General features: G+C 68.1%; 24 protein-coding genes and 2 tRNA genes. 13 read left to right on the plus strand and 13 right to left on the minus strand.

The window, feature by feature from the left end; all coding sequences use genetic code 11:
• Window positions 1-35 precede the first annotated feature (35 nt).
• Entirely contained in the window at window positions 36-836 is an 801-nt protein-coding gene (locus SPDO_RS09470; protein ID WP_088367238.1) for an undecaprenyl-diphosphate phosphatase, read from the minus strand.
• 56 nt (window positions 837-892) lie between these two features.
• Complete coding sequence (locus SPDO_RS09475; RefSeq protein ID WP_088367239.1) at window positions 893-1,822, minus strand: complex I NDUFA9 subunit family protein; 930 nt, start codon at window positions 1,820-1,822, stop codon at window positions 893-895.
• A gap of 103 nt (window positions 1,823-1,925) precedes the next feature.
• Between SPDO_RS09475 and SPDO_RS09480 the strand changes: the two genes are divergently transcribed.
• A tRNA-Leu gene (locus SPDO_RS09480) sits at window positions 1,926-2,012 on the plus strand.
• A gap of 101 nt (window positions 2,013-2,113) precedes the next feature.
• Here the strand turns inward: SPDO_RS09480 and SPDO_RS09485 are convergent.
• Window positions 2,114-3,223 (minus strand): AI-2E family transporter, encoded by a 1,110-nt coding sequence (locus SPDO_RS09485; RefSeq protein ID WP_088367240.1) that lies wholly within the window; start codon window positions 3,221-3,223, stop codon window positions 2,114-2,116.
• A gap of 159 nt (window positions 3,224-3,382) precedes the next feature.
• Here SPDO_RS09485 and SPDO_RS09490 point away from each other — a divergent pair, with 159 nt between their 5' ends.
• The 4 genes from SPDO_RS09490 (at window position 3,383) to SPDO_RS09505 (ending at window position 7,064) form a co-directional block, all read left to right on the plus strand.
• Window positions 3,383-4,438 (plus strand): class I SAM-dependent methyltransferase, encoded by a 1,056-nt coding sequence (locus tag SPDO_RS09490; RefSeq protein ID WP_088367480.1) that lies wholly within the window; start codon window positions 3,383-3,385, stop codon window positions 4,436-4,438.
• Window positions 4,435-4,950 (plus strand): GNAT family N-acetyltransferase, encoded by a 516-nt coding sequence (locus SPDO_RS09495; RefSeq protein ID WP_088367241.1) that lies wholly within the window; start codon window positions 4,435-4,437, stop codon window positions 4,948-4,950. The genes SPDO_RS09490 and SPDO_RS09495 overlap by 4 nt, the downstream gene beginning before the upstream one ends.
• Complete coding sequence (gene pgeF, locus SPDO_RS09500; RefSeq protein ID WP_088367242.1) at window positions 4,947-5,705, plus strand: peptidoglycan editing factor PgeF; 759 nt, start codon at window positions 4,947-4,949, stop codon at window positions 5,703-5,705. The genes SPDO_RS09495 and pgeF overlap by 4 nt, the downstream gene beginning before the upstream one ends.
• A gap of 144 nt (window positions 5,706-5,849) precedes the next feature.
• Entirely contained in the window at window positions 5,850-7,064 is a 1,215-nt protein-coding gene (locus SPDO_RS09505) for a UbiH/UbiF/VisC/COQ6 family ubiquinone biosynthesis hydroxylase (RefSeq protein WP_088367243.1), read from the plus strand.
• Window positions 7,065-7,134: 70 nt separating this feature from the next.
• Here SPDO_RS09505 and SPDO_RS09510 read toward each other — a convergent pair whose 3' ends face one another.
• The 3 genes from SPDO_RS09510 to SPDO_RS09520 form a co-directional block, all read right to left on the minus strand.
• Window positions 7,135-7,587 (minus strand): hypothetical protein, encoded by a 453-nt coding sequence (locus tag SPDO_RS09510; RefSeq protein WP_088367244.1) that lies wholly within the window; start codon window positions 7,585-7,587, stop codon window positions 7,135-7,137.
• A 76-nt stretch (window positions 7,588-7,663) separates the two neighbouring features.
• Complete coding sequence (locus SPDO_RS09515) at window positions 7,664-8,464, minus strand: DUF72 domain-containing protein (RefSeq protein WP_088367245.1); 801 nt, start codon at window positions 8,462-8,464, stop codon at window positions 7,664-7,666.
• Window positions 8,465-8,571: 107 nt separating this feature from the next.
• Window positions 8,572-8,646 (minus strand) — tRNA-Gly (locus SPDO_RS09520).
• Window positions 8,647-8,785: 139 nt separating this feature from the next.
• Between SPDO_RS09520 and SPDO_RS09525 the strand changes: the two genes are divergently transcribed.
• The 8 genes from SPDO_RS09525 (at window position 8,786) to SPDO_RS09560 (ending at window position 15,939) form a co-directional block, all read left to right on the plus strand.
• Window positions 8,786-9,496 carry a response regulator transcription factor gene (locus tag SPDO_RS09525; protein ID WP_088367481.1) on the plus strand — a complete coding sequence of 237 codons (711 nt, stop codon included), beginning with the start codon at window positions 8,786-8,788 and terminating at the stop codon, window positions 9,494-9,496.
• Window positions 9,493-10,830, plus strand: a complete 1,338-nt coding sequence (locus SPDO_RS09530) for an ATP-binding protein (RefSeq protein WP_088367246.1) — start codon at window positions 9,493-9,495, stop codon at window positions 10,828-10,830. Before SPDO_RS09525 ends, SPDO_RS09530 begins: the two co-directional genes overlap by 4 nt.
• Window positions 10,831-10,897: 67 nt before the next feature.
• A complete protein-coding gene (locus SPDO_RS09535; protein ID WP_088367247.1) occupies window positions 10,898-11,596 on the plus strand; it encodes a carbonic anhydrase in 699 nt (232 codons plus the stop codon).
• Window positions 11,596-13,125 carry a SulP family inorganic anion transporter gene (locus tag SPDO_RS09540; RefSeq protein ID WP_088367248.1) on the plus strand — a complete coding sequence of 510 codons (1,530 nt, stop codon included), beginning with the start codon at window positions 11,596-11,598 and terminating at the stop codon, window positions 13,123-13,125. The genes SPDO_RS09535 and SPDO_RS09540 overlap by 1 nt, the downstream gene beginning before the upstream one ends.
• A gap of 160 nt (window positions 13,126-13,285) precedes the next feature.
• On the plus strand, window positions 13,286-14,131 hold the full coding sequence (locus tag SPDO_RS09545) for a TorF family putative porin (protein ID WP_088367249.1): 846 nt from the start codon (window positions 13,286-13,288) through the stop codon (window positions 14,129-14,131).
• Between the two features lie 112 nt (window positions 14,132-14,243).
• Entirely contained in the window at window positions 14,244-15,140 is an 897-nt protein-coding gene (locus SPDO_RS09550; RefSeq protein WP_088367250.1) for a tetratricopeptide repeat protein, read from the plus strand.
• The gene (locus SPDO_RS09555) at window positions 15,137-15,754 is read left to right on the plus strand and encodes an LON peptidase substrate-binding domain-containing protein (RefSeq protein WP_088367251.1); all 618 of its coding nucleotides are present in this window, start codon (window positions 15,137-15,139) and stop codon (window positions 15,752-15,754) included. The genes SPDO_RS09550 and SPDO_RS09555 overlap by 4 nt, the downstream gene beginning before the upstream one ends.
• Entirely contained in the window at window positions 15,751-15,939 is a 189-nt protein-coding gene (locus tag SPDO_RS09560; protein WP_088367252.1) for a Trm112 family protein, read from the plus strand. Before SPDO_RS09555 ends, SPDO_RS09560 begins: the two co-directional genes overlap by 4 nt.
• A 111-nt stretch (window positions 15,940-16,050) precedes the next feature.
• On the opposite strand, the gene pal is transcribed toward SPDO_RS09560, so the two are convergent.
• The 7 genes from pal to SPDO_RS09595 form a co-directional block, all read right to left on the minus strand.
• On the minus strand, window positions 16,051-16,575 hold the full coding sequence (pal, locus tag SPDO_RS09565) for a peptidoglycan-associated lipoprotein Pal (RefSeq protein ID WP_088367253.1): 525 nt from the start codon (window positions 16,573-16,575) through the stop codon (window positions 16,051-16,053).
• Between the two features lie 45 nt (window positions 16,576-16,620).
• A complete protein-coding gene (gene tolB / locus SPDO_RS09570; protein ID WP_088367254.1) occupies window positions 16,621-18,033 on the minus strand; it encodes a Tol-Pal system beta propeller repeat protein TolB in 1,413 nt (470 codons plus the stop codon).
• Window positions 18,034-18,180: 147 nt separating this feature from the next.
• Complete coding sequence (tolA, locus tag SPDO_RS09575) at window positions 18,181-19,296, minus strand: cell envelope integrity protein TolA (RefSeq protein WP_088367255.1); 1,116 nt, start codon at window positions 19,294-19,296, stop codon at window positions 18,181-18,183.
• 5 nt (window positions 19,297-19,301) lie between these two features.
• Window positions 19,302-19,727, minus strand: a complete 426-nt coding sequence (tolR, locus tag SPDO_RS09580; RefSeq protein ID WP_245829394.1) for a protein TolR — start codon at window positions 19,725-19,727, stop codon at window positions 19,302-19,304.
• 50 nt (window positions 19,728-19,777) lie between these two features.
• A complete protein-coding gene (gene tolQ, locus SPDO_RS09585) occupies window positions 19,778-20,470 on the minus strand; it encodes a protein TolQ (RefSeq protein WP_088367257.1) in 693 nt (230 codons plus the stop codon).
• The gene (ybgC, locus tag SPDO_RS09590) at window positions 20,467-20,934 is read right to left on the minus strand and encodes a tol-pal system-associated acyl-CoA thioesterase (protein ID WP_088367258.1); all 468 of its coding nucleotides are present in this window, start codon (window positions 20,932-20,934) and stop codon (window positions 20,467-20,469) included. The genes tolQ and ybgC overlap by 4 nt, the downstream gene beginning before the upstream one ends.
• 56 nt (window positions 20,935-20,990) lie before the next feature.
• Window positions 20,991-21,734, minus strand: coding sequence for a hypothetical protein (locus SPDO_RS09595; protein ID WP_088367259.1), 744 nt, complete (start codon window positions 21,732-21,734; stop codon window positions 20,991-20,993).
• Window positions 21,735-21,812: the final 78 nt, after the last annotated feature.

Raw genomic sequence — 21,812 nt, forward strand, 5'->3', positions numbered from 1 at the left:
CTTCGAACACGAATAAAGAAGGTATTAGTTCGGACCTATCGAACGGAAAGCATCACCAAGGCTGCTGCGCCGGCAATAATCCGATACCAGGCGAACGGCGCAAAGCCATGTTTGGTCACCACAGCCATGAACGCCTTCACCACGGCCAGCGCGACGATAAACGAGACGAACGCGCCCACGCCGATCAGCTGCAGATCACCGGTGGTAATCGCGTCCCGGTGCTTGACTAGCTGAAGCACGGTCGCGCCCGTCAGTGTCGGCAACGCGAGAAAGAACGAGAATTCCGCCGCGGTACGCCGGTCGATGCCGAACGACATTGCACCCATGATCGTCGCGCCCGAGCGGCTGACGCCTGGGATCATGGCGATGCACTGCACCAGGCCAATCTTCGCCGACTGCATCGCCGAAACACCCGAAATGCCGCCGACATTGCTCGTCTTCGCCAGCTTCTCGACGATCAGTATCGCCACCCCGCCGATGATCAGCGCCCAGGCGACCACCACGGCATTTTCCAGCAGCGCCTCGATCTGGTCGTTGAACGCCAGCCCCAACACGACGGCCGGGATGAACGCGATCAGCAGGTTGCGCACAAAGGCGACCGCGCCCGGCTCACCGCGAAGCAATCCGCTCAGCACTGCCATGAACGTGCGCCAATACAGCACCACGATCGCCAGGATCGCGCCCGGCTGGATCGCGATGTTGAACACCGCCCAGCGCTGCGGATCATAGCCCAGCAGTTCGGTGGCGAGCACCAGATGCCCGGTGGAGGAAACGGGCAGGAATTCGGTGACGCCCTCGACGATGCCGAGGATGATCGCAATCAGCAGGTCGGACATGACAGCCTTTCAGGATGCCCGCCGCCGCGGGCCGCTATGCGTAACGAAGAGCGGGTTCAGGCTGCGGCGGTCGGACGCGCGAAGCGCCCGGCGCGCTGATATTTGACCAGCCAGCCCGGCGCGACGGCGGCCAGCGGCGTCGGGGTGACGCCCAGTGCCTCCAGACCATCGGCGCCCGGCGCCACCACCGTATCTTTTTGCAGCAGCTTCCACTGATCGCGTGAAATTGGCGCACCCGGCAGCACGGCGAGCAGCCCGCCCAGCGCATCGGGCAGCGGCAGGAACGCGGGGTCTCGTCCGATCTGCGTGGCGATCCATTGCTGCAGCTCGAGCATCGTGAGCACATCGGGGCCGCCGAGCTCGAACGTCCGCCCGGCGAAACGCGCCGGCTCGCACAGCACATGGGCAACCGCATCGCCGACATCGCCGGCGAACACCGGCTGGAAGCGCGTCTGCGGCTTCAGCACCGGCACCACCGGCAGGCGGGCCACCATGCCGGCAAACATGTTGATGAACTGGTCCTCGCGGCCGAAGACGGTTGACGGGCGCAGGATGGTGGCGCCCGGAAACGCCTCGCGCACCGCGGCTTCGCCGTCCCCCTTGGTCTGCGCGTAAGCGGCATCGCCCTCGGGATCCGCGCCGATCGCCGACACATGCACCAGCGATGCGACGCCTGCCTTGCGCGCGGCTTCGGCGAGCGCTCGCGGACCCGCCACATGGAGGCGATACAGGTCGCCGGTGAAGCTGCCGACCAGGTTCACCACACCATCCGCGCCCGCGATCGCCCGCTCGATCGTGTCCGGCCGCGTGATGTCCGCCGCCACGAACTGGGTCTGCCCCAGCGCGCCCAGCGGCTTCAGATACCACGCACCGCGCGGATCGCGCTGCGCCACGCGAACCCGCGCCCCGGTCGCCATCAATGCCTGTGCGACATAACGGCCCAGAAAACCGCCACCGCCGATCAGCGTGAACAGTTTGTCTCTCATGTAACGCTCCGCCGGGAAAAAAATCTCGGCACCGCCCCTACCCGTGCAAAGTGCCTGTTGACAAGGCCGCCACCCCGGCCCTAGAGGCGCCGGCCTACCCCGTGCCCAGATGGCGGAATTGGTAGACGCACCAGCTTCAGGTGCTGGCGCTCGCAAGGGCGTGGAGGTTCGAGTCCTCTTCTGGGCACCATTTCTTGCCGGCGCAGCGCGTCGGCCAGCAGCAGACTTAGACGCAACCTCCTGCGCTTCCCTCATCAGGGGCGCAGACGATCGCCGTGCCGCCGGTCGGTGTCAGGGATTGTTGCCGAGGTCTGCCGGCGGCGCCACCGGCACGGGCGCCGGCTCGTCGGCATAGCGTTGTTCGGTCAGGATCTGCCAGCCGGTGATGAACAGCGCCGCGGCGAGCGGCCCCACCACGATGCCGCTCAGCCCGACGATCTGAATACCGCCCAGTGTCGTCACCAGCACCACCCAGTCGGGCAGGCCGGTATCGCGGCCCACCAGGATCGGGCGCAGGATATTGTCGGCCAGTCCAACCAGCAGCACCCCCGACGCGATCACCACGGCCCCCTGCCAGATCGCGCCGGTCGCCAGCAGGTAGATCGCCACTGGCGCCCAGATGATCGCCGGGCCGATCGCCGGCAGCAAGGAGGCGATCGCCATCATCACGCCCCAGAGCAATGCCGCGGGCAACCCGACGATCCAGAAGGTGATCGCACCCAGGGCGCCCTGCGCCAGCGCGACGACGCCCGATCCCTTGATCGTCGCGCGCACCACCAGCACCAGCTGCGCGCTCAGCCGCTCCGCCACCGTCGGCTCCAGCGGCAGCCCGCGCACCACCGCCGGCCCGATCCGGTCGCCGTCACGCAGCAGGAAAAAGGTGGCGTAAAGGCCGACACCGAAGGCCAGCACGAACGCCGCGGCATTGGCGCCGATCGAAAGCGCCCGCTGCACCAGATCGCTGGTGCTGCTCGCCAGCACGCCCGATACCCGGGCCTGCACCCGGTCGAACGTGCTCAGCCCCGACGAATCCAGCATCCGCTGCACGCGCCGGGGCAGCGCATCGTGCATCTGTTGAAAATAGGCCGCGAAATCGACCTGCCCGGTGCGCAGCTGGTTGTACACGCCCGCCGCCTGATCGACGATCAGGCTCCCCAGCACGATGGCCGGGATCACGACGGCCACCGTGATGATCAGCAGCGTCATCGCCGCGGCCATGTTGCGCTGCCTGGGCCAGCGCTCAAGAAACCGCTGAAACAGCGGCTGGAACAGCAAGGCCGCGAGCGCCGCCCACAGCAGCGAGCCGATGAAGCCCGACACGGTGATCACCAGCGCCAGCGTGATCAGCAGCAGAAAGGTGAGGAAGCCGCCGGATTCGACACGGTGGCGGGCGATAGGCATCGTACTCGATCCTCAAGGCTGTCTGGCGTTCGTCCTTGCGCCGGCGAGACGCGCTGTAAAGCGACTTTCCTGCCGGGTGGTGGAGCGGCGCGGCAGCACGCACAATCGGCACGGCGCCGCTTGCGGGATCGGCGGCGTCCCGCCATGTCTGCGCCGCGCATGACCGAAACACCCGCCCCCTCCCCGGCCGACGTCGCCGCCGAGCCCGACCTGCCGGCGCGCCTGGCCCGCGCCATTACCCTGGGCGGGCCGATCCCGGTCAGCCAGTTCATGGCCGCCGCCAATGCGCATTATTATGCCACGCGCGATCCGCTGGGCGCCGATGGTGATTTCACCACCGCGCCCGAAATCAGCCAGATGTTCGGCGAGCTGATCGGGCTGTGGGCGGCCGATCTGTGGGATCGCGCCGGTCGCCCCGATGTCCGCTGGGTGGAGCTTGGCCCGGGGCGTGGCACGCTTACCGCCGATGCGCTGCGCGCCGCCGCCCGCGCCGGCTTCGCCCCGCCGGTGCATTTCGTCGAAACCAGCCCGGCGCTGCGCGCGCGCCAGGCGCAGCGGGTCCCCGCCGCCACCTGGCACGACGATGTCGAGGATCTGCCGACCGACCTGCCGATGATCGTCATCGCCAACGAATTCTTCGACGCGCTGCCGATCCGCCAGCTGATGCGCGGGCGCGCCGGCTGGCAAGAACGGATCGTCGCCTGCCAGGATCTCCTGTTCCTACCCATCCCCGGCGCCTCGGTGCCCGACGGCATCATTCCAGACGAGCTGCGCGATGCGCCATCGGGCGCGATCATCGAAACCTCGCCCGCCAGCGTCGGGATCATGCGCGTGCTCGCCGCGCGCATCGTCGCGCAGGGCGGCGCGCTGCTCGCGGTCGATTATGGCTATGAAGGCCCGGCGATCGGCGAAACGCTGCAGGCGGTGCGCGGCCACGCCTTTGCCAATCCGTTCGAGGAACCGGGCGAGCGCGATCTCACCGCGCACGTCGATTTCGCCACGTTGGGGGCGGTCGGCACGGCGAGCGGCGCGATCGTCTCCGGCCCCGTGCCGCAGGGCGCGTTCCTGACCCGCCTCGGCATCGACACCCGCGCCGCCGCGCTCGGCCCGCGCGTCGCGCCCGATCGCGACCGGCTGGTCCAGGCGATGGGCACCTTGTTCAAGGCATTGGCCATGCGGCATCGCGACTGGCCCGAACCCGCAGGATTCCAATGATCGACTATCGCAATGCCGTCAGCACCGATGGCGACGCCCTTGATGCCATGGCGCGCCGCGTGTGGATGGCGACCTTTGCCCATTCCGCACCGCCAGGCGACATCGAGGCGTATGTGGCGGAGGCATACGGCCCCGCCGGCACGCTCCGCCGCCACCTCGCCGACCCGGCTTATGACTTCCAGATCGCCTTGGAGGGCGGCGCGGTGATCGGTTATTGCAAGGTCGGCCCCAGCTTCTTCAAGGGCGAGGTGCCGACCGAGGGAACGCTTCACCTGCACCAACTCTATGTCGATCCCGCCGCGCACGGCAGCGGTGTCGCCGCGCACCTGCTCGACTGGGCGTGCGACCTCGCGCGCCGCCGCGATCTCAGCGCTATCCTGCTGACCGTGTGGGAGGAAAACCACCGCGCCCGCGCCTTTTACGCCAAGCACGGCTTTGCCCATATCGGCGATTATGCGTTCAAGACCGGCGAACAGATCGACCGCGATCTGATCATGAGGCGCGACCTGTGAGTGACGTTGAAGTAATTCGCGCGGGTGCGCTCGGCGACGTGCCGCACGGCTTTCTCGGCCGGCGCGGCGGCGTGTCGCAGGGCCTCCACGGTGGGCTGAACGTCGGGCTCGGCTCGGACGATGATCGTGCCGCGGTCGAGGAGAACCGCCGCCGTGCGGCCGACGCGGTGCTGCCCGGCGCGCCGCTCGTCACCTGCTACCAGGTCCACGGCGCCGACTGCATCCGCGTCAACGCGCCTTTTGCCGAACGCCCGCACGCCGACGCGTTGGTCACCGATCGACCCGGCCTCGCGCTCGGCATCCTCACCGCCGATTGCGCGCCCGTGCTGCTCGCCGATGCGGCCGCCGGCGTGGTCGGCGCGGCGCATGCCGGCTGGAAGGGCGCGATCGGCGGCGTCACCGATGCCACGGTCGCCGCGATGGAGCGCCTCGGCGCGCAACGCGACCGCATCGCCGCCGCGATCGGCCCGTGCATCGCCCGCCCCAGCTATGAGGTGAACGAGGAATTCCGCCGCCGCTTCGAGGCGGAAGATCCCGCCAACGAGCGGTTCTTCGCGGACGCCCGCGCGGGCCACGCGCAATTCGATCTGGAGGCCTATGTCACGCACCGCCTCGCCAATGCCGGCATCCGCCGGATCGAGGCGCTGGGGCTCGACACCTATGCCGACGAGGATCGCTTCTTCAGCTATCGCCGCGCCACCCACCGCGGCGAGCCCGATTACGGCCGCCAGATCGCGATCATCGGGCTGGGCTAAGGCGCTGCTTTCGCGCGCGCTCCCCAATCGCTAAAGCGGGCGAAACGCGCGGCGTGATCCGCAGGCGGCCGGCGCATCTGATCGACGCGCGCCGCCCCAAGGGTCAGCTAGCCGCCGCGCGACGAGACAGATAGGGCCAGGCACATGCAGCACGCGGACGTACTCATCCTTGGCGGCGGCCTGGTCGGCGCGACACTGGCGATCGCGCTCGATCGCCATGGCCTCTCGACGATCGTGGTCGATCCTGCCGACCCTGCCGTTACCTTGTCCGCCGGCTTCGACGGCCGCGCCTCGGCCATCGCCAGCGCCAGCCATCGCATGCTCTCGGCGATCGGCGTGATCGACCGGCTCGCGGGGCAAGGTTGCGCCATCCGCCAGATCCGCGTCAGCGACGGACTGGAGCCGGGCGCGCTCGATTTCATCCCCGACGCCGACGATGACGCGCTCGGCACCATGTACGAAAATCGCGCGCTGCGCCGCGCGTTGGCCGAGACGATGGCCGAGAGCAATGTCGATTTCCGCCCGCTCACCCGCACGACCGAGGTGGAGCGATCCGCCACCGGCGTCCGCGCCCGGCTCAGCGACGGCAGCGAAGTCACCGCCTCGCTCCTCGTCGCGGCGGAAGGGCGCAATTCGCCCACGCGCGCCGCGGCCGGCATCACCACCGCCAATTGGCGCTACGATCACGCCGCGATCATCGGCGCCTTCCACCACGAAATCTCGCACGAGAATAACGCCTTCGAGATCTTCTATCCGACCGGCCCCTTTGCGCTACTGCCGCTGGTCGACGACGCCGACGGGCACCGTTGCGCGATCGTCTGGTCGGTGAAGCAGGCGGACGGGCCGGGCATGCTGAAACTGTCCGATCGCGCGTTCCTGGCGCAGGCGGAAAAGCGCATGGGCGGGTTCCTTGGCAAACTATCCAACGCCAGCCCGCGCTCGAGCTACCCGCTCGGCTTCCACCACGCCGCCTCGATCACCGCCGAGCGGCTCGCGCTGGTCGGCGACGCCGCGCACGGCATTCACCCGATCGCCGGCCAGGGCCTGAACCTCGGCTTCCGCGACGTCGCCGCCTTGGTCGAGGTGCTGGTCGACGGCCGCCGCTTGGGGCTGGAGGCGGGCGACGCGCAACTGCTCGATCGCTATCGCCGCTGGCGCAGTCTCGACACGATGCTGGTGGCGGGCGCGACCGACGGGCTCAACCGCCTGTTCAGCATCCCCGGCCGCACCGCCAGCGCCGTGCGCCGGCTGGGCATCTCCGCCGTCAACGCCGTCCCGCCCCTGAAGGATCGCTTCATGGCCGAAGCCCGCGGCGAAAGCGGCGCGCTCCCCCGCCTGTTGCAGGGGCAGATGGTCTGAGGGCAGGCACGACGCCGGCTGATCGGTAAGACGAAGGCGCTCGCAAGATCCGCCATTCGGCGCTTGCTGTTCAGTCGCCGATTGCTGGTGCCTTACGACGCCACAAATTAACAAAGGCGAGAGTGACGAAATACGCTAGGGGACATAGCAGCATCAGCATCACTGCCGGATCGCTAGCCCACCCGGTCAACCCTTCACTGTCTGGCTCTCCGGCACTCATCACCATTATCGCGATAGCACCGCGTACAATCGCGTAGCTGACGGGCCAAAGAAGGACGTGAAACACCCATCCGTAAGTTCTACCACGCGAGCAGAACCAACTGCCAATGGCTAAGGAAGGTGGGGAGAGCGTAGCTACAGTCAGACCAAGGAGCCAGGCGATGAATGCTGGCGTGGTTAGCGTGTCACGGTAATAGCTAATGATGCCCTGCGGTCGCGTGCCGAGAACAACAAACGACGCAGCAATAAGAACGGCAACCGAAATCGCCAGCACCAAGGCCCGTGCTGCTCCATGTTTGTACATTAGCTTTCCAGATAGGCGAGCGGGCGTCCTCTCAATCCGATTCTCAGCGAGTTGGCGAAGCTAGCCAGCTTACCTCTCACCCCGCCACCCGCTCGATCAACGCCATCGCCGCGTGCGGATTGCGCTCCTTCGCGCCGGCAATGAAGAACACGAACGTATCGCGCGGCTTCGTCTCCGGCTTCGCCTCGACCACATAGGGCAGCCCCTCGGGCGCCCCGCCGCCCGCCCAGGTCCGCGCCGCCGCAGCCCAGCGATCCAGCGCCGCCGGCGGATAGCCCAGCGCCTCCTCCTCCACCGCCGTCTCCAACCGCGCATAGACGAAATCGCCCGTTACGTCGGCGATCGCAGGGTATTCCGCCGACGCGCCATAGACGATCGCCACCCCCGCCGCGCGGCACATCTCCACGAATGCCGGCACGGCGAAGCTCTCGTGCCGCACCTGCACCGCATGGCGCAGCGCGACGCCATCCTTCTCGCGCGGCAGCAGCGCCAGAAACGCGCGGAAATCCGCCTCGTCGAACTTCTTCGTCGCCATGAACTGCCACAGGATCGGCCCCAGCTTGTCGCCAAGCTCCACGATCCCCTGCCCGACGAACTTCGCGACGGATTCGCCCGCCTCCGCCAGCACCTTGCGATTGGCGCAGAAACGCGACGCCTTCAGTGCGAAGACGAAGCCGTCCGGCGCCGTCTCGCGCCACCCGGCAAAGGTCGCCGGCTTGAACCCGCTGTAATAGGTGCCGTTCACCTCGATCGCGGTCAGGTGCCGGCTGGCATATTCCAGCTCGCGCTTGATCGGCCATTTGGCGGGATAGAAGCTGCCGCGCCACGGCTCGAAGGTCCACCCGCCGATGCCGACGCGAATCGCTGTGTTGGTCATGTGCCCGGCTGTAGCAGGGTGGCAAAGCCGCGTCCTTGCCGGCCCATCGGGCCGGTGGCGGCAGTCGCTGCTGTTTCGCAAGAAAGGCTGCCTTTCTCGGCAGCGACTGGAGCGGGCGAAGGGATTCGAACCCTCGACCCCAACCTTGGCAAGGTTGTGCTCTACCCCTGAGCTACGCCCGCTCTGGCGTCAGTCCCGGTTGCTTCCGGGCTGGGTGAGGCGCGGCCACTAGCAGCGGGTTTTGAGGGCCGCAACCCCCTTTACAACATTCTTGTAGAAAGATTGACCGAACCGGCCCTTCCCGCCTACCTGCGCTTCCGCATGACCGCACCTACCATCTTGCTCGTCGAGGACGATCCAGCGCTTCGCACCCTCACCACCCGGGCGTTGCAGGAAAACGGCTTCAACGTGCGCCCCGCCTCCGCCGCGCCGGAAATGTGGCTCGCGCTCGATGCCGGCCCGGTCGATCTGGTGCTGCTGGACATCATGCTGCCCGGCACCAGCGGGATCGATCTGTGCCGGTCGCTGCGCCAGAAAAGCGACGTGCCGATCATCTTCATCTCCGCGCGGTCGAGCGAAACCGATCGCGTCGTCGGGCTGGAGCTCGGCGCCGACGATTATATCGCCAAGCCCTTCGGCGTGCGCGAGCTGGTCGCCCGCGTGCGCGCCGTGCTGCGCCGCCCGGCGCTCGATCGCCGCTCGGGCGAGGGCGACCAGGGCCTTCTCAGGTTCGAAGGCTGGACGGTGAACCTGCCGCGCCGCGAGCTGACCTCGCCGACCGGCGCGTCGGTCGATCTCACCGGCGCGGAGTTCGACCTGCTGGTCGCGCTGGCCGATCACGCGCAGCGCGTCATCGCGCGCGAGCGGCTGATCGAGCTGTCGCGAACTAGGCTCGGCGACAGTTCGGATCGCTCGATCGACGTGCTGGTCAGCCGCCTGCGCCGCAAGCTGTCGAGCGCCGGCGAACAGGCGCCGATCGTCACCGTGCGCGGCGTCGGCTACATGCTGAACGTGCCCGTGGAGCGCAGTTGAGGCGCTTTCTCCCGTCGGTCGGCCTGCTCGGGCAGGTCGTCGCGATCCTGCTGCTCACCATGGTCATCGAATTCGGCGTCTCGACGCTGCTCTACGAGCGGGCGAGCGAATTCTCCGTGCGCGACGACGAGGCACGCCGCCTCGCCGAGCATCTCGTCATCAGCCGCCGCCTGCTGGAGGATCGCGCACCGGCGCAGCGCCCCGCGCTCGCGCTGGAGCTGACGACCGATCGCTACGAGGTGCAATGGGACGGCGCGGCCGGCATGACGCCGGCGGTGGAGCCGGCGCTCGATCCCATGCGCCGCCAGATCGTGGAATGGGAGCCGAGCCTCAGGACGGGCGACGTGCGGTTGCGGCTCATCTCGCCCGGCCGCAGTTCCAAGGTGCGCGGCGCGCTGCGCCTGCGCGACGGCAGCTGGCTCCACTTCCGCACGCTGAACGCCGTCGCCAAACTGGATTTCGCCTTTGAACGCATCCTGCTCGGCCTGGTGCCCGCCATCGCGCTGATGGTGCTGGGCGGCCTCATGCTGCGCCGCGCGCTGTTTCCGCTCCGCCGTCTGGCGGAGGCGGCGGACCGTGTGGGGCACGATACGGTGGGCGCGGTGCCGGAGGATGGCCCGCGCGAGGTGCGCCGCCTCGTGGCTGCGTTCAACCGGATGCAGGATCGCATCGGCGCGCTGATCGAGGCGCGCACGGAGGCGCTCGCCGCCGTCGGCCACGATCTGCGCACGCCGCTCGCGCGCCTGCGGCTGCGCACGGAGGCGATCGGCAGCGCCGACACGCGCGACGCGATCGGCGGCGACATTGCGGAGATGGAGGCGATGATCGCCTCGCTGCTCGCCTTCCTGAGCGGCGATAACGATCCCGAACGCCCCAGCGCGGTCGATCTTGCCGTGCTGTGCGCCACGCTGGTCGATGACGCGACCGACAGCGGCCATGACGCAAGCTACGCCGGCCCCGACCATTTCGAGTTGCGCCTGCGCCGCCTGGCGATCAAGCGCGCGCTCACCAACCTCATCGATAACGCCATCAAATATGGTCAGAGCGTCACGGTGGAGCTGATCCCCGGCGACGGCATCGTCACGCTGCGGGTCTGCGACAAGGGCCCGGGCGTTCCGGATGAGGAGCTGGTGCACATCCTCGAGCCGTTCGTTCGGCTCGATCCGGCCCGCGGCCGCGATACCATCGGGTTCGGTCTGGGGCTGCCGATCGCGGTTCAGGCGATCAAGGCGGAAGGCGGCACGCTCAGCCTCTCCAATCACGCCGGTGGCGGCCTGGTCGCCACCATTGTTCTGCCCATCACGCAATGGGCGCTGCCCGGACACAAAACGTAACGGGGCCGCTGCGCGGCGGAAAGGCGCGGTCTCTAGGTTGGTTCTTTAGTTTTAAGGAGCAGCCTTCGTGAACGAACTGATCGGCCGCGTCTTCAATTTCGAAAAGACCGTCTATGAGGACAGCCGCGCGCTGTACTCGAAGCTCGCAAACTTCGGCCAGGAGCCCAAGGCGCTGATGATCAGCTGTGCTGATTCGCGCATCGTGCCCGAACAGATCATGCAGGCGCAGCCCGGCGACCTGTTCGTCTGCCGCAACGCCGGCAACATCGTCCCCCCCTATGCCACGCAGAACGGCGGCGTCACCGCCACGGTGGAATATGCCGTGATGGTGCTCGGCATTCGCGACATCATCGTGTGCGGTCACTCCGATTGCGGCGCCATGAAGGGCCTCGCGGCGGATCCCAAGACGCTGGAAAGCATGCCCAACGTCGCAGGCTGGCTGCGTCACGGCTCGGCGGCCCGCCAGGTGGTCGATAGCAGCTACAGCGAGCTGGAGGACAGCGAGCGCATCCGCGCGATCAGCCTTGAAAACGTGGTCGCACAGCTTGCCCACCTGCGCACGCACCCGTCGGTCGCGGCCGGCGTCGCGCGCGGCGAGATCGCGCTGCACGGCTGGTTCGTGGATATCCACAACGGCCAGATGCTCGCACTGAACGGCCAGACCGGCCGCTTCGAATCGGTCGGCGGCGATCGCCCGCTCCCCGTCGCACTGCCTGCCGAAAAGCGGCTCGCGGCCGATTTCCTCACCCAAGAGGCAGCTGAATAATGACCCAAGCAGCGGCAGAGCGCCCCGGCGTCTCGATCCCCTCGGTCAAGTTCCTGGGGCGGGATCTCACCGCCTCCATCGTCGTGTTCCTCGTCGCGATGCCGCTGTGCATGGGCATCGCGGTCGCATCGGGCGTGGCGCCGGAAAAGGGACTGATCACCGGCATCATCGGCGGCATTGTCGTCGGCATGCTCGCCGGCTCGCCGCTGCAGGTTTCCGGCCCCGCCGCCGGTCTCGCGGTTATCGTCTTTGAGCTCGTACGCGATCAGGGCCTATCGGCGCTTGGCCCGATCCTCATTCTCGCCGGCGCGATCCAGGTCGTGGCCGGCATTTTTCGTCTGGGCGGGTGGTTCCGCGCGATCAGCCCGGCGGTGGTGCACGGCATGCTCGCCGGCATCGGCGTGCTGATCGTCGTCGGCCAGTTCCACGTCCTGTTCGACGAGCGCCCGCTCTCGTCCGGCCCGGAAAATCTCGCCGCCATGCCCGGTCGCCTGCTCGGCCTGTCGACTGATATCCAGGCGACCGAGATCGCCTTCATGCTCGCGCTCGTCACCATCGGCGCGATGGTCGGCTGGGAAAAGTTTCGCCCGCAGGCGCTTCGCCTGCTGCCCGGCGCGCTGGTTGGCGTGGTTGCGGCCACGATGTTGACGCTCGTCTTCGGCCTGGACGTCGCAAAGGTCGTCGTGCCCGAATCGATCGTCGCGGCGATCGCGCCGCCCGAAAGCGGCTTCCTGTCGCGCTTCGGCGATCCCGCGATCCTCACCGCGGCCGTCGCCATCGCCTTTATCGCCTCGGCCGAAACGCTCCTGTCCGCCGCCGCGGTGGACAAGATGCACGATGGCGTGCGCACCGATTACAACAAGGAACTGCGTGCGCAGGGCATCGGCAACCTGCTGTGCGGCTTTGCCGGCTCGCTGCCGATGACCGGCGTGATCGTGCGCAGCTCGGCCAACGTCCAGGCCGGCGCCATCACCCGCGCCTCCGCCATTCTCCACGGCATCTGGATCCTCGGCTTCGTCGCGTTGCTGCCCTGGCTGCTGCGCGCCATCCCGATGGCCGCGCTCGGCGCCGTGCTGGTCGTCACCGGCTGGCGGCTCGTCAGCCTCAAGCATGCCAAGCATTTGTTCAAGGATTACGGTATCTTGCCGGTCGCGATCTGGGCCATCACGCTGTTCATGGTCGTCGCGACCGACCTGCTGACCGGCGTGCTCACCGGCATCGCGCTCACCATGCTGGAGCTGATCCCGAACCTTCGCCGCCTGAAGCTGAAGGTCAGCGAACAGCGCGACGGCGAGGCGCATGCCATTGCGCTCGACGGCGCGGCGACCTTCGTTACCCTGCCCAAGCTCTCCGCGACGCTTGATCGCGTGCCGTCGAACGCGCCGGTCCGACTCGACGTGTCGAAGCTCGATGCGGTGGATCACACCACCGCCGAGCTGCTGCGCGACTGGTTTCAGCGTCGCAAGGCCGCCGGCAATCCGGTAGAGCTGCGCGGTCAGCGTGGCCGTATCGCCACACTCGCCGCATAAACCGTGATGACAGACACACTTTGACGCAATTCAGCAATATAACATTCGATTTGCTGCGATAGCGTAAGCACGTCCGGCCAGCCCGCGACCGCTCCCTCGGGGGGGAGGAGGAGCGCGGGCGGATCGGAAGCAGGAGGAGCCTCTGCCAACAGGAGGTTCCATGACGATACTGAAATACGTTCCCGCCGCGCTTCTGGCCGCCATCGCGGTTCCTGCCGCTGCGCAGGAAGAGCCGCCCAAGCCGATCACCGTCAGCGGCAGCGTCACGCTCGCCTCCGACTATCGCCTTCGCGGCGTTTCGCAGACCGACAAGGAAGGCGCCATCCAGGGCGGCGTCACCGTGACGCACGAAAGCGGCCTGTATGTCGGCACCTGGGCCAGCAATCTTGCCGGCTGGGGCACGTTCGGCGGCTCCAACATGGAGCTCGACCTGTTCGCCGGCTACAGCACGGAGGTCTCGCCCGGCGTGACGGTCGATGCCGGCCTCACCTGGTACATGTATCCGGGCGGCCTCTCCAAGACCGACTTTGCCGAGCCGTACGTGAAGGTATCGGGCGCGCTCGGCCCGGCCAATCTGCTCGTCGGCGTTGCCTATGCGCCCAAGCAGGAGGCGATCGGCGAATGGTATGATGGCGGCGCCGATTATGCCACCGGCATCCCGACCCGCCCGGGCAAGAAGAACGACAATCTGTACATCTGGACCGACGGCAATGTCGGCATTCCCAGCACGCCGCTGACGCTGAAGGGCCATGTCGGCTTCTCGAAGGGTAATCCGGGCCTCGGCCCCAACGGCACCAGCCCCGCGCCGACCGGCGAATATATGGACTGGCTGGTCGGCGCCGATTTCGCCGTCCCCAGCACGCCGCTCACCCTCTCGGTGGCCTATGTCGACACGAATATCTCGAAGCGGGACAGCGCCTATCTGCAGCCGAACTTCTCCTCGACCAAGAACGGCAGCTCGATCGCCGGCTCCACCGTGGTGTTCAGCCTATCGGCCGCCTTCTGATCGCGTAGCGCGTCGCTAGATTATCGGGCGGGCCGGGGGTTTGCTTCCCCCGGCCCGTCCCCACATAAGGGGGCGAACGACTAATCGGGAGCGACCTTTGGCGACGTTGGGAATGAGTGCCGCGGAAAAGGAAGCCGTTCAGGCCTTCCGCACGGACGTGGTCGAGCCGTCGATGACGAAGCTCGTCATTATCGATTTTTGGGCGGAATGGTGCGGCCCGTGCAAGGCGCTGGCCCCGGTGCTGGAAAAGGTCGCCGCCGCTTATGCCGACAAGGGCGTCGTGCTGGCCAAGGTCGATACCGACAAGAACCAGTTCATCGCATCGCAATTCCAGATCCGCTCGATCCCGACCGTCTATGCGATGTTCCAGGGCCAGCTCGTCGCCGATCTCACCAATGCACGCACCGAATCGCAGCTGCGCACCACGATTGACCAGCTGCTGCGCCAGCTGCCGATCGAGGGCGAGGCACAGTCGCAGGAGGCCGAGCTCGAGCCGCTGATCGCGATGGGCGAGCAGGTGCTGGGCGAAGGTGACATCGAGCGCGCGCTGTCGATCTTCGATCAACTGTTCGAGATGGCGCCCGATCACCCCGCCGTGCTTTCCGGCCGCATCCGCGCGCTGGTCGCCGCCGGCGCGCACGAGGAGGCCGAAGCCGCGCTCGCCGCGCTACCCGAGGAGGTGGCAACCCGCCCCGACATCGAGCGCGCGCGCTCGGCGCTGGCACTGGCGCAGTCCGCCCCGCAGGTTGGCGACCTTGCCCCGCTTGAGGCCGCGGTCGCCGCCAATCCGGACGATCTTCAGGCCCGCCTCGACCTCGCCAACGCACAGATGGCGGCGGGCAACCGCGATGCGGCCGCCGACGGCTTCCTCGCCATCACCGCGCAGGACCGCGACTGGAACGAGGGCGCCGCCCGGCAACAGCTCCTGAAGCTGTTCGAGGTGGTCGGCCTGGAAGATCCCTGGGTGTCGGCGCAGCGCCGGCGGCTGTCCGCCATCCTGTTCGGATGACCCGGCTTTCGATCTTTCCCCTGCCCGGCGCGCTCCTCTTCCCGGGCATGCACCTGCCGCTGCACATCTTTGAGCCGCGCTACCGGGCGATGGTGTCCGACGCGATGGCGCGCGACCGGCGCATCGGCATGGTGCAGCCGCGCCTCATGGAGGCGGGCGCCGGCGACAAGCCCGCGCTCTACGACATCGGCTGCGTCGGGCGCATCGCCGAGATCGAGATGACCGACGACGGCCGCTCGAACCTCGTCCTGGAGGGCCTGTCGCTGTTCCGCGTGATCCGCGAGCTCGACGTTTCCACGCTGTTCCGCCAGGTCGAGGCCGAGCTCCTCCCCGCCCCCGAGGCCGAAACGCTGTCGCTCGGTTCGCGCGCCTCGCTGGAGATGGAGGCACGCCGCTTCGCCGAGCAACAGGGCTATGCCGTCGATTGGGAGGCCGTTTCGCGGCTCGACGACCAGAGCCTTGTCAACGGGATCGCGCAGATCGCGCCCTTCGACGTCGCCGCCAAACAGGCGCTGCTCGAGGCCGCCGGCATCGCCGATCGCGCCGAGCTGATCGTGCAACTGATGCAGTTCTTCGGCCGCCACGACGGCGACGATCGCGTGACGCTGCAATGACCATCGACCCCTGGCTGCTCGAACGCCTGGTGTGCCCCGCCACCCGCACGCCGCTGACCCTGGACGAAGCCGCCGGCGAGCTGATCTCCCCCGCCGCCGGCCTCGCCTATCCGATCCGAGACGGCGTACCCGTGCTGCTGGTCGAGGAAGCGCGCCAGTTGAACGGCGCAGCGACCGGCGCCTGATCCGGGCTTCCGACCGCCGACACGAAAACGGGCGCGGCAGCATCGCGCCGCCCCGCCCGTCTCACTATCCCGAACCGCCGCGCCTAACCAGCGCCGCGGCCCCGGCTCACATCAGTTCAGCACCACCGTCACCGCGCGACGGTTGCGTGCCCAGCTCTCTTCATCCGAGCCCAGCGCGATCGGCCGTTCCTTGCCATAGCTGATCGTGGTGATCCGCGACGGCGAGACGCCGCGCGCCACCAGATAGTTCTTCGCCGCATTGGCGCGGCGATCGCCCAGCGCGAGATTGTACTCGCGCGTGCCACGCTCGTCGGCATGGCCCTCCACCGTCACCCGCACGTTGGGATAACGCTGCAGCCACACCACCTGGCTGTCCAGGATCTCGCGCGCGGTCGGATCGATGTCATATTGGTCGAGGCCGAAGTTCACCGTGTCGCTCGTCACCGAACGCTTGAAATCCTCCGACGAGCCCGGCGTCACCGCGCCGGTCGTCGCCCCGCCACCGGCGTAGCCGCCGCTGGTGTCGGCGGGCGCCTCGCCCGGGGCCGGCGGCAGTACTTCGGGCCGCTTCTTGGAGCAGGCCGCGGTGGTCACCAGCGCGGTTGCGAGCAGGATCGTGGTGGTCAGTCTCGCCATTCGTTTTCTCCCATTTTCCATAGCTCTGCTGCCGTCATAACAGCTTCACGGACGAATCGGACCCCATGACGGGTCCGAGCCATCCAGCGGCGTCGGCACGCGGCGCTCGTTCACGCCGGTCAGGTCGACCGACCACAGATCGGCCTTGCCGCTGCGCCCCTGTGCCGACCGATAGAACATCAGCACGCGGCCGTTGGGCGCCCAGGACGGGCCCTCGTCGTGCCAGCCGTTGGTCAGGATCTTCTCACCGCCACCGTTCGGGCTCATCACGCCGATCCGGAACCCGCCCGACATGCGGGTAAAGGCGATCATGTCGCCGCGCGGGCTCCACGCCGGCGTGCCATAGCGCCCGCCGCCGAAGCTGATGCGCTGCTGGTTCGATCCGTCGGCGTTCATCACGTACAGTTGCTGCCCGCCCGAGCGGTCGCTCTCGAACACGATGCGGCTGCCATCGGGCGAATAGCTGCCGCCGGTGTCGATTCCCGGCGAATTGGTCAGCTTCTGCGGCGTGCCGCCACTCGCCGGCACGCGATAGAGGTCGGTGTTGCCGCCCGTCGCCATGGAAAAAAGGATCCAGCGCCCATCGGGCGAGAAGCGCGGGGCAAAGGTCGTGGCGACATTCTGCACCACCATCCGCTGCCGCCCGCTGCCGATCTCATAGACATAGATCGCCGGCACGCGCCCAACATAGCTCATGTACACGATCGACTGCTGGTTGGGCGAAAAGCGCGGCGTCAGCACGATCGACTGGCCGTTGGTCAGGAAGCGGTGGTTGGCGCCGTCCTGGTCCATGATCGACAGGCGCTTGATGCGGTTGTTCTTCGGCCCGGTCTCGGACACGTACACGACCCGGCTGTCGAAATACGGCCCCTCGCCGGTCAGGCGGGTATAGACCATGTCGGCGCATTTATGCGCCGCACGCCGCCAGTCGGACGGCGGCACCACGAAGCCTTGCCGGATCAGCTCGGTCTGCGCCGACACGTCGAACAGATAGCAGCCGACCGTCAGCGTCCCATCGCCGTTGGCGCGGATATAACCCTGCACCAGCGCCTGCGCGCCCATGCCGCCCCAGTAGGAGAACGCCGGCGCCTGCACCTCGGGAAACATCACCGTGCGCAGCTGCGCGGGCTGCAGCGGGGTGAACAGCCCCGAATTGCGCAGGTCGTTGGTCACGATCTCGGCCAGCTGCCGGCCGAGCGCATCGGTCGACCCCGCCGGCGTCTGCGCGATCGCGGCTGCTGGCATGAACGGAATGGCGATCGGCATCGGCGCGGAGATGCCGCCCGTCACGTCGACCTCCAGCGGGCCGCCGGCGGTCTGCGTCGCCGCGGCGGGCCCAGGCTGGCCAGGCGCCGCCTGCGCGGCCTGGCCGGGCACCACCAGCGGCGTGGGCGGCACGTCCTGCGCGATCACCGGCGCGGCGAGCAGAAGCGGGGCCAACAGGGCAAAGCGTTTCATCGTCTTCCTCTCACTCGGACGGGGAGCCGGCGCCGCGGCAATGCATCGTTCCGCCACTTCCATGGGGCGAGATGAACGTCGCATGTAGCGGCCGCGATCCCGGCAACGAAATCTCGATGATCCATCCACCGGGAACACCACCACCGATCAGCGCAGCTTCCACTTGAAGTTGATGTTGTTCCACCCGCCATTGGGGGTGTCGTAATATTCCGCCGGCAGCTTCAGCGGCGAACAGCCCTTGAACGCCGCGATCCCCAGATCCCTGACGCGCTGCGCATAGCGTTCGTTCTGCGCGTTGACGCCCGTCTGGCGCACCATCGTCGGCGTCGCCGCCAGCGTTCCATTCTCGTTCAGACGGAGGTTCAGCGTCGTTACGATCTCGTTCGCGCCCGGGCCGGGATCGACCTGGCGATCGGCACACGGCTGGATCTGCCGCGCGATCGCCTGCACGATCGAGGCGAGCGCCGCGCCGTCGATCTTCGCCGCGCGCGGTGTCTGGCTCTTGCTCGCCGATTTCTCCGCGGTCAGCCCCTTCAGGAAATCGTCGCCCAGCCGCCCGCCGCGCGGCTTGGCGCTCTTGGAATTGCTGTCCGATCCGCTGCCCCGCGCCTTGGCCGCCGCGTCCGCCTTCGCCTTGGCATCTGCTTTCGCCTTGGCGTCGGCCGCAGCCTTTGCCTTGGCATCCGCCGCCGCCTTCGCTTTGGCATCGGCCGCCGCTTTGGCCTTCGCCTCCGCCGCCGCTTTCGCCTTGGCGGCATCCGCCGCGCGCTTCGCCGCCGCAGCCTTTGCCGCCTCGGCCTTTTTGGCAGCCTCGCGCTCGGCCGCCGGGTTCGGCCGGGGCTTCGGCTTGGGTTCAGGCTTTTCCACCGGCTTGGGCGCTGGCGCCGGCTTCTTGGGCGCGGGCTTTGGCTTAGGGGCGGCCTTGGGCGCTGGCTCGGGCGGTGCCGGTTTGGGTTCAGGCTGCGCCTGCGCGGGCGCAGGCTCCGGCGCGGGGGCGGGCTCCGACGGCGCGGGCTCCGATGGTGCAGGCGGCGCGGCATCGTCGGGCTCGCCCGTTTCGGGCGCCACCGACTGCGCCGGCTCCTCCACCGCCTGCGGCGCGGTCGCCTCCAGCCCCACGTCCTTTACCAGGCTGACGTCGATCGGCTGCTGCTTGAACTTTTCCGGGTTCGGCGTCGCAAGAAAGCCGACCGACAGCAGGCCGAACAGGACCACATGTCCTGCGACCGCAACGCCCAGCCCGACCTTTTCCGACCGCTCCATTCGGGTCACTCGTCCCCGATCGTCACCAGCGCCACGCGGTTCAGCCCGGCACGATTGAGCTCGCCCATCACGCGCATCACGCGCCCGTAATCCAGCGCACGGTCGGCACGCAGATACACCTGCGGCGGATCGCCCTCGCCGGCCTGCGCGGCGATCGCGTCCAGCCGCTCGCCCAGCGTGCCCTCGGGCACCTCATCCTTGGCGATGAAGATGCGGCCATCGGCGTCGAGCGAGATTTCGGTCGGCTCCTTGTCCTGATCCAGCGGCTTGGCGCGGCTGTCGGGCAGGTTCACCGGCACGCCCGCGGTCAGTAGCGGCGCCGTCACCATGAAGATGATGAGCAGCACCAGCATCACGTCGACCAGCGGCGTCACGTTGATCTCCGCCATCGGCGCACGGCGCCCGCCGGACCGCTGCGAGGGAAGCTGCATCGCCACGCCTCAGCCCTCCTGCGCGGCGCGGATTATCGCTCGCGCGCCGCTCACCGTTCGCGGTCCAGCTGGCGCGACAGGGTCGCGTGGAACCCGTCGGCGAAGCGGTTCAGCCGCGCCTCGATCCGGTTGATACCATGGCTGAAGCGATTGTACGCGATCACCGCCGGAATCGCCGCGAACAGGCCGATGGCGGTGGCGAACAGCGCCTCCGCGATGCCCGGCGCGACGACGGCAAGGCTGGTGTTCTGCTGACTGGCGATGCTCGTGAAGCTGCGCATGATGCCCCACACCGTGCCGAACAGGCCGACGAACGGCGCCACCGAGCCGACCGTCGCCAGGATGTTCAGCCGGTCGGACAACCGGTCGATCTCGGTCGCCACTGCCGCACCCATGGTGGTCGCCAGCCGCTCGCGCGTGCCGCCGCGATCGATTGCCGCGCCTTGGGTCGAGCGGCGCCATTCGGCGACGCCGGCGGCAAAGACGCGCGCGCTCGGCAGATCCTCTTCGGCGCGCGTCTTGTAGAACGCGTCGATATCATCCGCCTTCCAGAAATCGCGTTCGAACGCCTCGGTCGCGCGCCGGGTACGGCCCAGCTTGCGCCAGAACATGAAAATGATCGCCCAAGTCCAGATGCTCGCCGCAAGCAGGCCGAACATCACCAGCTTCACGACGATGTCCGCCTGCAGAAACAGCGCAACCGGCGAAAGAGTGGCAGCGTCGGTATTCAAGAACGGGTTCAAGGCCTCTTATCCCCCTTGTCGACGAGAGCGTCGAAACGGTCGATCCAGTCGCGCGGTTGCCGCCGCGGCCGCCCCGACGGCGCCACCAGCGCCGCCACGACCTCCGCCTCGGCCAGCACAAGCGTGTCGCGCATGACTCTTTGATGAATGGAAACGCTCGCCGCGCGCACCGCCGTCACCCGCGTGGCGACCACCAGCGCATCGTCCAGCCGCGCCGGCGCGATGTAGCGGATGGCAAGGCTCGCGACGGCATAGGCGCCCTCGCCCGCTTCATGCGCCGCGCGCTGGTCGACCCCGGCAAGCCGCAGCATGTCCGATCGCGCGCGCTCCATGAAGCGAAGGTAGTTCGCGTGATAGACGACGCCGGAAAGGTCGGTGTCCTCGAAATAGACGCGCACCGGCAGCCGATGCTCCACGCCGGCAAAGCGCCCTTGGGCGGGCTGGTCGGCGTGGCCGGTCTCCATTTCGCCGTTGTTAACCGAACGTCGGCGGCTCGGGTAGCCCCGGCGGGGCGATCCGGTCAGTCTTGCAGAACGGCGGGATCGACCTCGATCCGCGGCGCCCGCGTGCCCACCGCCGGGATACTGGCCGGCGCCCGCACGGCGGTGGCCGAAGGCGCGCCGCTAACAGGCCGGTTTGTATCCGGTGCCGCTACCGCCGAGGCCGCCGGCACCCCGCCCGCAAACGGCACGGCAACCGGCGAAGACGACAGCGCAATCACCGGCCGCGGTGCCAGCATCTCGGCAAAGGGCGCGTCCAGCGTCGGCAGCACGGCATTGGCAAACGCCGGCAATTCGCCCGGCTGAAGCCGCTCCGCCTCGGTCAGCGTCGCAACCGCCGCGGTGCAGAATCCCTCGCGCGCCTGCGCCTGCGAGAAGAAATTGTAGAGCTTGGTCATGGCATCGTCATAGCGATCCTGCCAATCGCCTCCGCCCGCGCGAAACTGCGCTTCCAGCTGGCTTTCCGCGCCCGCCAGCGTGGTTTTATGCGTGGCGAGCATCGCATTGTAGCGCTGCACGATCACCGCCTCCTGCGCCCCCCGACAGGCGAGCGCCGCAACGTTCAGCGCCACGCGCATGTGCCACACCGTCGCTGCCTGGGTCAGCCCGCGATTGATCGGCGTGATCGGCGGGGTGACATAGACCGGCACGGGCGCCGGCACAGCCGGCGGCGCGACAACCGCGACCTCCTTAGGCCGCGACGCGCAGCCCGCGACAGTGGCGATGGCGGCAATGGCGGTGATGGCTTGCGATACGCGTAACATGGCGGCTCCGATCTCCCCCCGGTGCTTCCAGCGGTTATGTGCCGCACATTTGGTGAAGGCGGAGTAAAGGATATCGTT

Origin of the sequence: Sphingomonas dokdonensis (genome assembly GCF_002197685.1) — a bacterium.
Classification (GTDB): Bacteria; Pseudomonadota; Alphaproteobacteria; order Sphingomonadales; family Sphingomonadaceae; genus Sphingomonas; species Sphingomonas dokdonensis.

Excerpts from the sequence above, each read along its gene's own strand:
- SPDO_RS09470 (WP_088367238.1), bottom strand. The coding sequence starts at position 836 with ATGTCCGACCTGCTGATTGCGATCATCCTCGGCATCGTCGAGGGCGTC.
- SPDO_RS09475 (WP_088367239.1), bottom strand. The coding sequence starts at position 1,822 with ATGAGAGACAAACTGTTCACGCTGATCGGCGGTGGCGGTTTTCTGGGC.
- SPDO_RS09485 (WP_088367240.1), bottom strand. The coding sequence starts at position 3,223 with ATGCCTATCGCCCGCCACCGTGTCGAATCCGGCGGCTTCCTCACCTTT.
- SPDO_RS09490 (WP_088367480.1), top strand. The coding sequence starts at position 3,383 with ATGACCGAAACACCCGCCCCCTCCCCGGCCGACGTCGCCGCCGAGCCC.
- SPDO_RS09495 (WP_088367241.1), top strand. The coding sequence starts at position 4,435 with ATGATCGACTATCGCAATGCCGTCAGCACCGATGGCGACGCCCTTGAT.
- SPDO_RS09505 (WP_088367243.1), top strand. The coding sequence starts at position 5,850 with ATGCAGCACGCGGACGTACTCATCCTTGGCGGCGGCCTGGTCGGCGCG.
- SPDO_RS09510 (WP_088367244.1), bottom strand. The coding sequence starts at position 7,587 with ATGTACAAACATGGAGCAGCACGGGCCTTGGTGCTGGCGATTTCGGTT.
- SPDO_RS09515 (WP_088367245.1), bottom strand. The coding sequence starts at position 8,464 with ATGACCAACACAGCGATTCGCGTCGGCATCGGCGGGTGGACCTTCGAG.
- SPDO_RS09525 (WP_088367481.1), top strand. The coding sequence starts at position 8,786 with ATGACCGCACCTACCATCTTGCTCGTCGAGGACGATCCAGCGCTTCGC.
- SPDO_RS09540 (WP_088367248.1), top strand. The coding sequence starts at position 11,596 with ATGACCCAAGCAGCGGCAGAGCGCCCCGGCGTCTCGATCCCCTCGGTC.
- SPDO_RS09545 (WP_088367249.1), top strand. The coding sequence starts at position 13,286 with ATGACGATACTGAAATACGTTCCCGCCGCGCTTCTGGCCGCCATCGCG.
- SPDO_RS09550 (WP_088367250.1), top strand. The coding sequence starts at position 14,244 with ATGAGTGCCGCGGAAAAGGAAGCCGTTCAGGCCTTCCGCACGGACGTG.
- SPDO_RS09555 (WP_088367251.1), top strand. The coding sequence starts at position 15,137 with ATGACCCGGCTTTCGATCTTTCCCCTGCCCGGCGCGCTCCTCTTCCCG.
- SPDO_RS09560 (WP_088367252.1), top strand. The coding sequence starts at position 15,751 with ATGACCATCGACCCCTGGCTGCTCGAACGCCTGGTGTGCCCCGCCACC.
- pal (WP_088367253.1), bottom strand. The coding sequence starts at position 16,575 with ATGGCGAGACTGACCACCACGATCCTGCTCGCAACCGCGCTGGTGACC.
- tolB (WP_088367254.1), bottom strand. The coding sequence starts at position 18,033 with ATGAAACGCTTTGCCCTGTTGGCCCCGCTTCTGCTCGCCGCGCCGGTG.
- tolA (WP_088367255.1), bottom strand. The coding sequence starts at position 19,296 with ATGGAGCGGTCGGAAAAGGTCGGGCTGGGCGTTGCGGTCGCAGGACAT.
- tolR (WP_245829394.1), bottom strand. The coding sequence starts at position 19,727 with ATGCAGCTTCCCTCGCAGCGGTCCGGCGGGCGCCGTGCGCCGATGGCG.
- ybgC (WP_088367258.1), bottom strand. The coding sequence starts at position 20,934 with ATGGAGACCGGCCACGCCGACCAGCCCGCCCAAGGGCGCTTTGCCGGC.
- SPDO_RS09595 (WP_088367259.1), bottom strand. The coding sequence starts at position 21,734 with ATGTTACGCGTATCGCAAGCCATCACCGCCATTGCCGCCATCGCCACT.